Origin of the sequence: Luteibacter sp. 22Crub2.1 (assembly GCF_900167995.1) — a bacterium.
Lineage (GTDB): Bacteria > Pseudomonadota > Gammaproteobacteria > Xanthomonadales > Rhodanobacteraceae > Luteibacter > Luteibacter mycovicinus.
In genome coordinates this window covers 86517-100358 of sequence record NZ_FUYT01000011.1, presented here as the reverse complement: position 1 = coordinate 100358, position 13842 = coordinate 86517, and the positions used below count along the sequence as shown (strand labels likewise).

The window sequence follows — 13842 nt, the reverse complement described above, 5'->3', positions numbered from 1 at the left end:
GCGTCCGTCGCCAGCGGCGCGTCGCCCAGCGCCACAGCATCCACCACAACACCGCTACCGGAAAGGCCAGGACGCCCCGAGGGACCGAGCATTGCGTTTGTTCAGTCAGGAATTCACTCCGTGCGCTCACGCACCAGATCGATGAAGGCACGGAGGCCAGCGGACATATGCCGGTGCGCGGGGTAGTACACCGCGAGACCAGGGAAGCCGGGGCTCCAGTCGTCGAGAACACTTACCAGACGGCCAGCGGCGAGATGCTCTGCAACGCCCAGGCCATTGCTCCACGTCCACGCCAGGCCGAAACCGTCGACGGCGGCGGCAACCATCAGATTGTGGTTGTCCAGGCCAAGCGGACCGTCGACCTCGATGCGCCGCTGCTCGCCGCGTTTCTCGAACTCCCAGCGGTAGATCGTCCCGCTCGGCAGGCGGCCCCGGATGCAGACGTGCTTCGTGAGGTCGTCCGGAACCTTCGGCTTGCCGTGGGTTTTGAAGTACGCCGGTGAGCCGACCACGATCAGCCGCAGCTTGTCCGAGCAGCGCACGGCGACCATATCCTGCGGCACGTCGTCAGCCAGACGAAGGCCGGCATCGAAACCCTCCGCCGCGATGTCGATGAATCGTCCCTCGGTATTGAGGTCGAGGCGCATCTCCGGATAGCGGCGCAGGTACTCGAGGATGACCGGCTCGAGGATCATGGCCGCGCCGCCTTCCGCCGCACTGATCCGCAGCGTCCCGGTCGGGCTGTCCCGGAAGGCGTTGGCGGCCTCCATCGCGGCGGAGATCTCGCCAAGTGCCGGGCGCACCCGTGCCACGAACTGCTCCCCGGCTTCGGACAACGACACGCTGCGGGTCGTCCGGTTGAACAGGCGGACACCCAAGCGTTGCTCCAGGGCCGCGACCGCGTGGCTCAACGCCGACGGGGACATGCCCAGGGCCACGGCGGCCCGTCGGAAGTTCTGGTGGCTGGCCACCGCCAGTACCGCCTGAAGTTCGATCAGCCCGGCCTTGTGCATTGTTCGGGATTCCGCATCGATGGGTGCCGGATAAGCCTGATTGACGGGATGGCCGGGTGCAAGTGAAAACCGTCATCTTCGGCCCCGCCTCTGTATAATCGTGCCCAGCAACACCCGGTGGGAGAAGCGGAAGGACCCGCTGCCGAAGGCGCAACGCCCGTAATCGCTCAGGCTCCCATGACCACCGGCGTGCTTCATCACTCTGGAGAGACCGGTTAGATCCGGCGCCGAAGGTGCAAGAGGCCATCCGCCTCCAAACTCTCAGGCAAAAGGACAGAGGGGCGCCCCACGTGCCGGCACGGCACGTTCTTTCGGATGCCTCCAAAGTCATGAGCCAGAAAAACTCTCCTTCGCTGCGCGAGCTCGAGAACCATGGCGCGTTCATCGAGCGCCACATCGGCCCGAATGACGCCGAGATCGCCGAGATGCTCGCCGTGGTCGGCCACGCCGACCTCGATGCGCTGACGGACGCCATCGTCCCCGGCTCGATCAAGTCGCCCGCCCCGCTGTCGCTGCCCGCAGCGGTGACCGAGGAAGAGGCGCTGGCCAAGATCCGCGCGATCGCCGACCGCAACACCGTCTTCCGCAGCTTCATCGGCCAGGGCTACTACGGCACGCTCACGCCGAACGTCATCCTGCGCAACGTGCTCGAGAACCCGGCGTGGTACACGGCCTATACGCCGTACCAGGCGGAGATCTCGCAGGGCCGCATGGAAGCGCTGATCAACTTCCAGACCATGGTCACCGACCTGACCGGCATGGACATCTCGAACGCGTCGCTGCTTGACGAGGCCACTGCCGCGGCCGAAGCGATGACGCTCGCCAAGCGCTCGGCCAGGTCGAAGTCGAACGTCTTCTTCGTCTCGAAGGACGTCCATCCGCAGACCCTCGAAGTGCTGCGCACGCGTGCCGACGGCATCGGCATCGAGCTGCACGTCGGTGACGACAGCGAAGGGACGACGGTCGACAGCTTCGGCGTGCTGCTGCAGTACCCGAACACGTTCGGTCGCATCAACGATTACAAGGCGTTGGCCGACGCGACCCACGCGCGCGGTGCCATCGTCTGCGTCGCCACCGACCTGCTCGCCCTCACGCTGATCGCTTCGCCGGGCAGCTGGGGTGCGGACATCGTGGTCGGCAACACGCAGCGCTTCGGCGTGCCGTATGGTTTCGGCGGTCCGCACGCCGCTTACCTCGCCTGCCGCGATGCGTACAAGCGCTCGATGCCGGGTCGCCTGATCGGCGTCTCCGTCGACACCGAGGGCAAGCCGGCTTATCGCCTCACCCTGCAGACCCGCGAGCAGCACATTCGCCGCGAAAAGGCCACGTCCAACATCTGTACCGCGCAGGTGCTGCTCGCCGTCATGGCCAGCATGTATGCCGTGTACCACGGTCCGGAAGGCCTCGTCCGCATCGCCCGCCGCACGCATCGCCTCACCGCGATCCTCGCCGGTGCGCTCGGCAAGGCTGGCGTTGCCGTCGGTGGCGACTTTTTCGACACGCTGCATGTGACCGGAGTCGACGCGAAGGCGCTGCACGCCAAGGCCGCAGCCGCCAACCTCAACCTGCGCGCAATCGACGCGAACAGCGTCGGCATCAGCCTCGACGAGACCACCACGCGTGCGGACATCGCCGCGCTGGCCGGCGTGTTCGGTGCGAACGTGAACGACATCGACGCACTCGATGCCGCGACCGACGACGCACTGCCGACTGCCCTGCTCCGTGATGTCGACTTCCTGCAGCATCCGGTGTTCAACACGCACCACAGCGAGCACGAGCTGCTTCGCTACCTGCGCGGCCTGGCCGACAAGGATCTCGCGCTGGATCGCACCATGATCCCGCTGGGCTCCTGCACCATGAAGCTCAACGCCACCGCCGAGATGATCCCGGTGACGTGGCCGGAGTTCGCCAACATCCACCCGCTGGCCCCGGCCAGTCAGGCCCAGGGTTACAAGCAGCTGATCGACGAGCTCGAGGCGATGCTGGTCGAGTGCACCGGTTACGACTCCGTCAGCCTTCAGCCGAACTCCGGCGCCCAGGGTGAATACGCCGGCCTGCTCGCGATCCGCGCGTACCACCGCTCGCGTGGCGAAGGCCATCGCGACATCTGCCTGATCCCGGAATCCGCGCACGGCACCAACCCGGCGTCCGCGCAGATGTGCGGCATGACCGTCGTGGTCACGCGCTGCGATGCCAACGGCAACGTCGATGTCGACGACATCCGCGCCAAGGCGGAGAAGTATTCGGATCGTCTCGCCGCGATCATGATCACCTACCCGTCCACGCATGGCGTGTTCGAGGAAGACGTGGTCGCCATCTGCGACGTCGTGCACAAGCACGGCGGCCAGGTGTACACCGACGGCGCCAACATGAATGCGCTGGTCGGCGTGGCCAAGCCGGGCAAGTGGGGTTCGGACGTCTCGCACCTCAACCTGCACAAGACCTTCTGCATTCCGCACGGCGGTGGCGGCCCGGGCGTCGGCCCGTGCGCGGTCAAGTCGCACCTCGCACCGTTCCTGCCGCGTGCCTTCGGCGCCGAGGGCGGCGTGGGCATGGTAAGCGCGGCCACCTTCGGCTCCGCGTCGATCCTGCCGATCTCGTGGATGTACATCACGCTGATGGGCACCGAAGGCTTGCGGAAGGCGACCCAGGTCGCGCTGCTCAACGCCAACTACATCGCGAAGCGCCTCGCCCCGCATTACAAGACGCTGTACACGGGTCGTAACGGCCTGGTCGCGCACGAGTGCATTCTCGATCTGCGTCCGCTCAAGGACGTCACGGGCGTGGGCGCGGAAGACGTGGCCAAGCGCCTCATCGACTTTGGCTTCCACGCACCGACCCTGTCGTTCCCGGTCGCGGGCACGCTGATGGTCGAACCGACCGAAAGCGAGTCTCAGCATGAGCTGGACCGTTTCATCGACGCCATGATCCAGATCCGTGAAGAGATCGCCGCGGTGGAAGATGGCCGTCTGGATCGCGAGGACAACCCGCTGCGCAATGCTCCCCATACGGCTGCCATGGTCACCGGCACCGAGTGGACGCACGCGTATCCGCGTGAGCTGGCCGCGTTCCCGCTGCCCTCGCTGAAACTCAGCAAGTACTGGCCGCCGGTGTCGCGCGTGGACAACGTCTACGGCGACAAGAACGTGATGTGTGCCTGCATCCCCATCGATGCCTACAAGGAAGATGCGGAGGTTTGAGGCTTTCGCTGCTGAAAGCGTCCAGGGCGGGAGCCATCGCCAGCAGGCTGGCTCCCGAGTCCCTCGTTCCATACCCCCGCGAATCCCTTCGGCCATGCTTTGTCTTAAACTGGAAACCTGGCCGCCGCACCTCCGCCGCGGCACACTTTCCAAGGTAAGCGCATGACTCAGGAAACTCTTCGCGACCAAAGCCTGCTCGGCCTCCTCAGGGGCGTCGAGGACTTCAGCGCCAACGTCTTCCCCGAGACGCAGGAGCTCTTCAGCGAGCTGGCCGAAGGCCAGAGCCCGCACACCTTGTTCATCACCTGCGCGGATTCACGCGTGGTCCCGGAGATGATCACCCAGACCCAGCCAGGGGATCTCTTCGTCTGCCGCAACATCGGCAACATCGTGCCCGGCTACGGCGAAATGCTCGGTGGCGTCTCCGCCGTGGTCGAATTCGCGGTCGCCGTCCTGCATGTCCGTCATGTCGTGATCTGCGGCCATAGCGACTGCGGCGCCATGAAGGGCCTGCTCAACCCGGACTCCACCCGGACGCTGCCCACGGTCGAGGCCTGGCTACGCAACGCGGCCGCCGCCAAGAGCGCGGTGTTCGCACGCCAGATCGAGGGCCCTGCCCTGCTCAACGCAGTGACTCAGGAAAACGTCCGCCTCCAGCTGGCCCACCTGCGCACGCATCCGGCGGTCACCGCCGCGCTGGCCAACAAGGCGATCACCTTGCAGGGCTGGGTCTACGACATCGGCGACGGCACCGTTTCGGTGCTCGACCAGGCACACGACGAGTTCATCCCGCTGGCCGAGGCGATCAAGCGGGAACACAAGGCGTGATCCTGCCGGGGCGGGCGCACCTGGGCCATATCCTGCGTTACGTGGGCAAGCCGTTGATCTGGCTGCTTGCATGGGATGTGGCGGTCACCGCCTTCTGGTACGTAATGCATCCTCGGCTCACGGCGGAGTTTCCCGCCCTGCCGCTCACTCTGCTCGGCTCGGCCGTCGCGGTGTACCTCAGCTTCCGCAACACCACGGCGTACGCGCGCTGGTGGGAAGCGCGCACCCTCTGGGGAGCGATGGTCAACGCCTCGCGGACACTCGCCCGCGAGGCGGTCACGCTCCTGCCGGACCGCGGCATGGGTGTCACGGTCGCGCATCGACAGATCGCCTATGTGCACGCGCTGCGCATGCATCTGCGTCGACAGGCGCCGTGGGACGAACTCGCGGCGCGTCTGCCGGCGGAGGAAGTCGAACGACTGCGCGGCGTCCTCAACGTGCCCAACGCGATCCACGCGCGCACAGCGGCGCTGATTGCCGACACCCGCCCCGACCCGATCATTCAGGCGGCCTTCGCGCGGACGCTGTCGGACATCTCCAACGCTCAGGGTGGCATGGAGCGGATCAAGAACACGCCTTTGCCGCAGCAGTACGCGACCTACCCGGCCATCTTCACGCACGGCTTCTGCATCCTGCTTCCGCTGGGTCTGGTCGAGACGCTGGGCCTGCTGACGCCCCTCGGCTCCACGGTCGCCGGCTTCCTGTTCCTGGCCCTGCTACAGATCGGCAACGACATGCAGAACCCCTTCGAGAACCTCGAAGACGACGTGCCGCTGACCACGCTCACGCGCGGCATCGAGATCGACCTGCGCGACTCACTCGGCGAAACGCATGGGCTGAAGCCCGTGCAGCCGAACGATGGGATTCTCTGGTAGCGATTGCTGCGCTGCATCCATGACGCCTGGCACACGACCCGGCCTCCGATTCGGATTTCAATCGATATAAATACCGGTCCCGGAGATCTGCCCTTGCGCGCGATTCGCCCGTTCGTCCTTGCCGCCGCCGTTCTGCCGGCCGCTGTCGCTGCCGCTTCCGGCCCCTCCGACCTCGTCAACCCACTGATCGGCACCACCAACGGCGGCAACGTCTTCCCGGGCGCCGTCGTGCCATTCGGCATGCTGCAGTTCAGTCCCGAGGCCTCGCCGTTGCCGGGCAAGAAGGCCCCGATCGCCGCACCGGGCGGTTACGAATATCGTGCCGATGCGATCCGCGGTTTCAGCCTGACCAACGTCGAAGGCTGGGGTTGTGCGGGTGGCTCGGGCGATGTACCGATCATGCCGATCACCGGGGACGTGACGACCTCACCCAGCACGGACTTCCGCCATGCGTACGCATCGAAGTTCAGCCACGACCATGAGACGGCAAAACCAGGCCAGTACCGCGTAACACTCGACAACGGTGTCACCGCCGATCTCACCGCCGCGCTGCACAGCGGTGCCGCACGCTTCTCCTTTCCCGCCGACAAGCCGGCCAACGTGCTCGTGCGCGCGTCCGATTCGGAGGTCGGCTCGGAGAACGCGAGCATCGTGGTCGACAAGGCCAACCGTCGCATCAGCGGCTCGGTCACCAGCGGTAACTTCTGCGGCTATATCGACAAGGCGGACCGCCACAGCTACTACACGATTCATTACGTCATCGAGTTCGACCAGCCATTCGCCAGCACGGGCACGTGGAAGGACACCGCCGTGACCAAGGGCGGCACGAAGAGCGAAGGCGGCTCGGGCTACGGTGAAAAGGGCTTCCCTGCCGAGGGCAAAGGCTCCGGCGCATGGGTCGGTTTCGCCAGGGGCACGAAGGACGTGAACCTACGCGTCGGCATCTCTTACGTCAGTGCGGCGAACGCGCAGGCCAACCTCGATGCTGAAGTACCGAAAGGCACTTCGTTCGATACCGTACGCGATAACGCGATCGCCACGTGGAACAAGCAGCTGTCACGCATAGACATCGAAGGTGGCACGCCGGACCAGCGCACCGTGTTCTACACCGCGCTGTACCACGCATCGATGACGCCGAACGTCTTCAGCGATACCAATGGCGAGTACATGGGTTTCGATCAACAGGTGCATAAGGTTTCCGGCACGCAGAAAGCGCAGTACGCGAATTTCTCCGGCTGGGACGTGTACCGCTCACAGCTGCCGCTGGTGACCTGGCTCGACCCGAAGACCGGCAGCGACATCGCGCAAAGCCTCTACAACCAGGCGCAGCAGAACAAGGGCGTCTGGGACCGCTGGACGCATAACAACGGCGCGACGCACGTCATGAACGGCGATCCCGCCGCGCCGTCGATCGCCGGCATCTACGCGTTCGGTGGCAGGGACTTCGACGTCAAGGGCGCCTTTGCCTCGCTCGTGCACGCGGCGGACAACCCCACTGAACTGGACAAGTCGATGGACGGCTGTCCGGTGGAATGCGTCGGCCAGCGCCCGGGTCTCGAATCGTGGCTCAAGCTGCACTACATCCCCGTGGGCGCACCGTCGTGGGGGCCCGCCGCGGATACGCTCGAAATCGTCGCCGCCGAGTTCGCCCTCAGCGCCCTGTCCGACCGGCTCGGCGACAAGGCCACTTCCACGCGTTTCCTCGACCGCGCCCAGTACTGGCGCAACCTGTTCGATCCGAAGGCCGCTCCGGACGGCGGCTACATCCGCAACCGCAACGCCGACGGCAGCTGGGCGCTGGTGAAGGACGATGACGACAAGGAAGCCCACGCCTTCACGCCATCCACGGAAGACGGCTTCGTCGAAGGCAGCGCCGCGCAATACGTGTGGATGGTGCCGTTCAACGTGCACGGCCTGTTCGACGCGATGGGCGGTATGGACAGGGCGCGCAAACGTCTGGACAACTATTTCTATCAGCCCGATGGCACCTTCGCGGTCACAAAATCCGGGCCGCTGCATGCCGAGCTCGACAATGAGCCGTCGATCGGTGGTCCCTGGCTTTACAACTACGCCGGCCAGCCATGGAAGACACAGGAGCTGGTGCGCCGCGTGCTCGATACGATCTGGGTCAACGGTCCGAACGGCATCCCCGGCAATGACGACCTGGGCGAGATGTCCTCGTGGTATGTGTTTGCGGCGTTGGGCATCTATCCGAATATCCCGGGACGCGCGGAGTTCATCGTGGGCAGCCCGATCTTCACGAAGGCCACCGTGCATCGCGAAGGCGGCGATGTGGTGATCGAAGCGCCGAATGCGGGCGCGGGCAAGCCGTATGTCACGGGGCTGAAAGTCGACGGGAAGACGACGCCCCGCTCATGGCTGCCGGAGTCGTTCGCGACCGGCGGCGGCAAGCTGGAGTTCGACCTGTCGGATAAGCCGAACAAGAGCTGGGCGAGCAAGGCATCGGACGCCCCGCCGTCGTTCGACACCAGGAAGCACTGATTATGTAGGAGCGCGCCTGCGCGCGACGGGTTTGCGGTAGCCTCCATCGCGCGCGCTCCTACATGCCGCCATACAGCCGCCTACGGGCGGCTTTTCTTCGTCCGAAAATCCGTCTGATTTTTCAGAATCCTTCCATATCCACACTGCCCTTTGGTCACTACGGTGACACCCTCTTCTACGAGGTGTCGCCATGGGTACGATTCCCAACATCCAGGCCTTCGTGGCGGGTGAGTTCGCGCAACGGGGACGGATGCTGTCCGTCGGCTTCACCGACACCGATAAGGCATCTCGCCCACCACGACGCTCGTTCCTGGCGTTTCGGCTGGAGTTCTCCGAGCGCCTGTCCACGCCATTCCGTGCGGTGCTCTACGGCATCACTCCCCAAGTCTGGACTTATCCCGATGCCGAGCGTCCTGGCGATCGTCACGTCGAGCCACACCCGGACCGTTTCCTCGGTCTGCTGACCTCGATCTCGGTCCGGGCCGAATCGCGAACGCGCAAGATCCATGGCGTTGTCACTGCGGCACGACAGATCGGCAACTGGCACAGCCAGACCGAAGACATCGGCTACGACGTCTACGAGCTCGTCGTCGAACCCACGCTGTGCCTACTCGCCCTGCGCCAAGCCAACCGCGTCTTCCAGGAGCGGACGACGCTACAGATCCTCCACGAGCTGCTCGACGAGCATCGTCTGCACAACCCGCTGGTGGATGCGACGCTTCGGGCCACGTTCCCCGTGCAACGCGATACCGATCGTTCGCTCGCACGCGCCTACCGCATGCAGTATCAGGAATCCGACCTCGATTTCATCCAGCGCCTGCTGATCGACGAAGGCCTCAACTATGTCCTCGAGGCGGAGACCGGCCACGTGGGGACTGGCAACGCCTGGCATGTATTTGCTGCCGATCACCGTTTCGACGACACGCCGGAGGCAACGCTGAGCGTCACGCCGCGCCCGGGCAACCTTCCGCTTACCGGCTGGATGGCACGCCGTCAACTGGTCCCTGCCTTCACCCGCGCACTCAGTCACGACTATAAGGACAACACCCGATACGAAGCCCGCCACGACGGGCGCGCTAACCTCGGCATGGGCGAGATCGCACGCGGCAAATTCGGCCACTACGAGACACTGTCACCGCGCGCGGTGGTCAAGCCATCGAATGGCATGGGCGTGCCCGCACAACATCGCCAGTGGGCCCGCGACATGGATGCCGAGATCTTCGTCGGTACCACCACCGTGCCCTTGTCGCTCGCCAGTGCTGTGCGCATCAAGGGACTGGAGTCGCGTCGACACCCCATGCGCCATGGCGAGTCCCGGTCCCGCAAAAACGACTACATCGTTACGGCACAGACCATCGTCGCTCATGTAACGCTGCCGGGTGACGTACGCATCCACTGGGCAACACTGAATGACGAGATTCGTCAGCAGACGGGTACGACCCTGTTCGCCGCCGTAACCAACGCGCCACCCTTGCACGTCACGTTCGAGGCCCAGCCCGCAGACAAACCCCTCGTGCCGCCGCACCCGTCGCGCGCGTTGCGGCCGCGCCCCGGCCCTATGACCGCGACGGTCGTCGGCCCACCCGACACCGTCGTCGCTACCGACGACCTGGGCCGAGTCGCGGTGGTGTTCCACTGGGAGCGCGCGCCCGACGTCCCGCAGTTCGCGTGCAACTTCCCGGACTTCCCACGCGGTCCGCCGATCCGCGTGCGCTATGTGCATCCGGGCGCCGGTGAGGGCATGGGGTTTCAGTACCTGCCGCGAGTCGGCGACGAGGTGCTGATCTTATTCATCGACAATGACCCCGACCGGCCTGTCGCCGTAGGTAGTGTGCACAACGGTCGCAAGGGCACGCCCGGTTTCGGCGGCGTATCTACGCTCCCGGGAGACGCTGCACTCACTGGGCTTCGCTCGGTCGAGCACAACGGTCGCGGCGCCAACGAGCTGGTGCTCGACGACACTAATGGCGAGGTGGGCCTTCGTCTGGCGACGAGCACCGCGCATAGCGAACTCAACCTAGGGCACCTCGCCGTTCCACGAAAGGATGGCAAGGCGGCGGTGCGAGGTCTGGGGGCGGAATTGCGCACCGAGGGTGCAGCGGTGTTCCGAGCGGCACAAGGTATGCTTGTCAGTACCGAAAACGCCGCTCGCGAAGCGCATCATCTGCGCCATGACGACCTGGCCGAACTGCTCGCTCGTTGCCAAGACCTAACACAGGCATTGGGCCGAGCGATGGCCCGCGCCGGAGGTGACGAGCCGCGTCACCTCGGACAGACCGCAACCAGGGAGGCACTGGCGACGTGGGCGAGCTCACCGACCTCCACCGGGGACAAGGGGACGTCCGCTTTGCTGGCATTCCACGGCAAAGATGGAATTCTCGCCGCCACAGAAAAATCGCAGGTGCTCTACGCCGGCGAACACCTCGATCTGACCGCAGACGGCACGTGTCACCTGGCGAGCGGCCAGCGCACGCATGTGAACGCGGGGCAAGGTGTCGGCATACACACCTGCGAGGGTGGCATCGCGATGGTCGCCTCGGCGGGGCGCGTCAGCGTCGAGGCGGCGCAGCACGATCTGCGCATCGACGCACGCCAGTCCGTCACGGTGACGAGCCACGACGATGAAGTTGTGCTGTCCGGCAGGATCATCCGGCTTGTGGCTGACGATGGCAGCTACATCAGGCTCGGCGAGGGTGTCGAGGTGGGTTCCCCGGACAAGTGCCGCATGTACGTGACGGACATTGAGTACGCAGGGTCACGGAGCATGACGCGAGACGTCAGGGCCCGCGCGGCAGAGGATACGCGGCAGCGCGCGCAGTTAGTCTTCCCCGAGCTGGACCCGACCGAGATCGTCGCTGCAACCAAGCGGACGTACGCGGCTGATCAAGAGGCTCAGGAACGCGTTTACGGCGAAACCGACGATGAAGGCATGACTGGATGGGTCTCATCGGACAGCGTTCGTCCCGTTCGATTCCTTACCGGCACACGGGTCCCGGAACCGGGTCCCACAATGATTCCGAACGAGGACACCGGCGGTGACGCATGACTGGTCGCCTGATCGTCGTTGGTGACCTCCATTCTCATGGCGGAACGATGGAGCACGGCTGCGCGCACGCCCGCATCGATGGGCTTGCCATCGTCCGCCTTGGAGATGAAGCCGCCTGTCCACAACACGGAAAAACGCGTGTCGCGACCGCCAGTTCCGGCATCCGATACCACGGTGCCGTCGCCGCGTGCGATGGCGACGAGCTCGAGTGTGGCGCCGTGCTCATGGCACGCCAACACCGCGTCACAAGGATCTGACCCGCCATGACAAAAGACACCGGTACGTTTAACGTCGTCGCCCAGCGCGACATCATGTTGTTGCACAGCGACCCCAAGATACATCCACGCATCGTCGTGCCCTCCGACCTTCCAGGCATCGTCATCTTTGTCCACGGGGTCAACGACCCGGGTGCCAACTACGATGTCATCGAAGAAGGCATTTGCGAGGGCCTGAATGAGCGTCTCGATGCGTTCCGGCTGATTCCCGGCGTGTACGGCGAGGCCTATCGGGAAGCGCACAAGTCGAAGCTTTCGACTGGCGACAAGGACTATAAGAAGGTCGCCGAGGTCAAGTACGACCCGGATATGTATCTTTACCAGCGCAAGGAACGGGGCGGAGAACCCGGCGTCAGAACCCATAGCGTATTCATTCCCTTCTATTGGGGCTATCGCGCTGCCAAGAAAGAGATCGCGCGTGAAGCGCCGGAGAAGGGTGGGACACCCGATGGATACAAGGTGAAGCGCGGCCAGTATCAGGACATCCATGGCAATCGATTGAGCAAGCATTTCGCCAAGGGCGGCGGCATGTTCAACAACGCGACGACTTCCCTGCCGCTGATGTTCGAAGCCGGTTTCCGAGACAATCTGCTTAACAAAGCGGCCAAGCAAGCCATGACCGGCTATGAGTACAGCGCGGAGAGCCCGCATCGCCGCTACATGGCACTCGCCGCCGAACGACTAGCCATGCTGATCCGCGAGATACGCGCGATCTCCCCGGACGACACGATCACGGTGATCGGTCACAGCCAGGGCACCCTGGTGGCCCTGCTCGCACAGGCCATGCTTGCCGATGGCAACCCTCAGCGGGAATTCGAGGGAGCCGTCATACCCGCGCTCCCTCCCGCACGATCCGCGGACTGCCTGATCCTTGTCGACTCGCCTTACAGCCTGATTGAAACGTTTGCCGAAAAAGCCGCAAGGAACAACGTCTCTCGTTACACCGCCAAAAGCCGGCTGAAAACGCTGATCAACATCGTCGAATCCATCACGGGCAAGCCATATACCATGCCCGAGCTTACCGAGCTCTCACCCGCCATTGAGGGCAATCGCGACCACCAGGGACGAGCCGGAAAGCGCTGGAAGGGTGTGGGCGCCGCGCAGCGTCGCGAGCGCGACGGAACACTCACGCCTTTCACTGAGCGCGACAACCGCGGCAAGGTCTACATGTACTTCTGCCCAGAGGATGAAACCGTCAACCTGTTGACTATCAAAGGCATCGGAACGCTAGGCGTCCCCGATGAACTTGAAGACCGCACACCCGCCATGAACGAACTGAAAAAGCGTCGGTTCTTTCAGAGGGCGTGGACCCGTCGCAAGAGTGATGATGAAGGGCACCCGGTACTCGTCGGCCAGCCGGAAGGCTACGCGAACTTCGGTGGACGGCACAGGTGCTTTGTCAACGGCGAGCCTATCTCCCCGCCCTATGAGCCCAAAATGTATGGGGGCGAAGCAATCATCGGCAGTGTCGAGACCGCCGGCAAGGTCATTCCTAACGACTATGCCAAGGACCTTCTGATCGGCAATCCCGACACTGACGTGAAACAAACGCCACTGGGAATTCCATATTCCGACTCATCGAACAAGCAGAAGATCATGCGCGATTTCAATGAAGGAAAGGAGCCCGATGATCAGACATATGGCGTCTTCTTGCTACCCATTCCTGACTTAGTTACAGGTGGTCGTAAGGGATGGGAGGTTTATCGCGAAGAAACGCCAAACGAGATACGCGCTCGCATTGCGCATGAAGAAAAGATGTGGCAGAAGAATTCATATCATTCCGCAATGCTCTCTGATCGCGACAACCTACGCCGGGTGGCGGCGTTTGACGTGGCTATCGGGCAGGCAAAGGTTCTCGATGACGAGAATGCGCGAAGTCTGTTCCACGGATTGGCGGACTGGAAGATCGACGGGAACGCGATGAAAATGATTACGTCGAATCCACTTTACGGATCATTGAGTCCCGCCGCTTGCGCACTCACTCAGGGCTGCTACAGCTATTACAAAACTGGAAAATTTCCGCAATCTCTAGTGAGAACCGAACCGCCAGAACTTGTAGATACGGAGAAACTCAAATGGTTCGATTAATCACTCGAAAATGGG

At 63.9% G+C, this 13842-nt stretch carries 8 protein-coding genes and 1 riboswitch; of the genes, 7 read left to right on the top strand and 1 reads right to left on the bottom strand.

Features of this window, described 5'->3' with window-relative positions:
- Positions 1–113: 113 nt before the first annotated feature.
- Positions 114–1013, bottom strand: coding sequence for a LysR family transcriptional regulator (locus tag B5X73_RS12960; RefSeq protein ID WP_079522031.1), 900 nt, complete (start codon positions 1011–1013; stop codon positions 114–116).
- 192 nt (positions 1014–1205) lie between these two features.
- A riboswitch (glycine riboswitch) is annotated at positions 1206–1300 on the top strand.
- Between the two features lie 42 nt (positions 1301–1342).
- Here B5X73_RS12960 and gcvP point away from each other — a divergent pair.
- From gcvP to B5X73_RS12925, 7 genes are all read left to right on the top strand, one after another.
- Positions 1343–4213: an aminomethyl-transferring glycine dehydrogenase gene (gcvP, locus tag B5X73_RS12955; RefSeq protein ID WP_079522030.1), complete on the top strand. Its 2871-nt coding sequence runs from the start codon at positions 1343–1345 to the stop codon at positions 4211–4213.
- A 162-nt stretch (positions 4214–4375) separates the two neighbouring features.
- A complete protein-coding gene (locus B5X73_RS12950; RefSeq protein ID WP_036114222.1) occupies positions 4376–5041 on the top strand; it encodes a carbonic anhydrase in 666 nt (221 codons plus the stop codon).
- Positions 5038–5916 carry a bestrophin family protein gene (locus B5X73_RS12945; RefSeq protein ID WP_052191194.1) on the top strand — a complete coding sequence of 293 codons (879 nt, stop codon included), beginning with the start codon at positions 5038–5040 and terminating at the stop codon, positions 5914–5916. Before B5X73_RS12950 ends, B5X73_RS12945 begins: the two co-directional genes overlap by 4 nt.
- 93 nt (positions 5917–6009) lie before the next feature.
- A complete protein-coding gene (locus B5X73_RS12940; protein WP_254857294.1) occupies positions 6010–8418 on the top strand; it encodes a GH92 family glycosyl hydrolase in 2409 nt (802 codons plus the stop codon).
- Between the two features lie 190 nt (positions 8419–8608).
- A complete protein-coding gene (tssI, locus tag B5X73_RS12935) occupies positions 8609–11464 on the top strand; it encodes a type VI secretion system Vgr family protein (RefSeq protein ID WP_079522029.1) in 2856 nt (951 codons plus the stop codon).
- Positions 11461–11721 (top strand): PAAR domain-containing protein, encoded by a 261-nt coding sequence (locus B5X73_RS12930; protein WP_079522028.1) that lies wholly within the window; start codon positions 11461–11463, stop codon positions 11719–11721. The genes tssI and B5X73_RS12930 overlap by 4 nt, the downstream gene beginning before the upstream one ends.
- A gap of 6 nt (positions 11722–11727) precedes the next feature.
- Positions 11728–13827, top strand: a complete 2100-nt coding sequence (locus B5X73_RS12925) for a T6SS effector phospholipase Tle3 domain-containing protein (protein ID WP_079522027.1) — start codon at positions 11728–11730, stop codon at positions 13825–13827.
- Positions 13828–13842: the final 15 nt, after the last annotated feature.

Coding starts and splice junctions, on each gene's coding strand:
- B5X73_RS12960 (WP_079522031.1), bottom strand. CDS start 1,013: ATGCACAAGGCCGGGCTGATCGAACTTCAGGCGGTACTGGCGGTGGCC.
- gcvP (WP_079522030.1), top strand. CDS start 1,343: ATGAGCCAGAAAAACTCTCCTTCGCTGCGCGAGCTCGAGAACCATGGC.
- B5X73_RS12950 (WP_036114222.1), top strand. CDS start 4,376: ATGACTCAGGAAACTCTTCGCGACCAAAGCCTGCTCGGCCTCCTCAGG.
- tssI (WP_079522029.1), top strand. CDS start 8,609: ATGGGTACGATTCCCAACATCCAGGCCTTCGTGGCGGGTGAGTTCGCG.
- B5X73_RS12930 (WP_079522028.1), top strand. CDS start 11,461: ATGACTGGTCGCCTGATCGTCGTTGGTGACCTCCATTCTCATGGCGGA.
- B5X73_RS12925 (WP_079522027.1), top strand. CDS start 11,728: ATGACAAAAGACACCGGTACGTTTAACGTCGTCGCCCAGCGCGACATC.